The following is a 473-nucleotide window of genomic DNA, read 5'->3' as shown; positions in this document are numbered from 1 at the left end:
CAGGATCGCGCGCGACATCGCCAGCATCTGCTGCTCGCCGCCCGACAGCGTGCCCGCGAGCTGCGTCGCACGCTCCTTCAGACGCGGGAAGAAGCCGAACATCCGGTCGACGTCCTTCTTGATCTGCTCGGTGTCGTTGCGCAGGTACGCGCCCATCTGCATGTTCTCGATGATCGACATCCGCGCGAAGATCCCGCGGCCTTCCGGCACCATCGCGAGGCCGCGCTTGAGCAGCTCGTGCGGCGGAATGCCCTTGATCGACTTGCCGTCGTACTCGATGTCGCCCGCCGAGTACGGCTTCAGGCCCGTGATCGCCTTCATCGTCGTGGTCTTGCCCGCGCCGTTCGCGCCGATCAGCGTCACGAGCTCGCCCTGACGGACTTCCATGTCAACGCCCTTGACGGCCTGGATGCCGCCGTAGTTGACCTGCAAGCCCTTGATTTTCAACATTGCCGCTGCCATCAGTGCACCCC

Annotated in this window: 1 protein-coding gene; it reads right to left on the bottom strand. The window is 64.7% G+C overall.

The window, feature by feature from the left end:
- On the bottom strand, positions 1 to 462 hold a 462-nt coding region (locus HWX00_RS36565; RefSeq protein WP_175868207.1), incomplete at its 3' end, for an ABC transporter ATP-binding protein.
- Positions 463 to 473: the final 11 nt, after the last annotated feature.

Source organism: Burkholderia seminalis DSM 23518 (genome assembly GCF_902832885.1).
GTDB classification, from domain to species: Bacteria; Pseudomonadota; Gammaproteobacteria; order Burkholderiales; family Burkholderiaceae; genus Burkholderia; species Burkholderia seminalis.
This window is presented reverse-complemented; position numbering and strand designations above follow the sequence as displayed.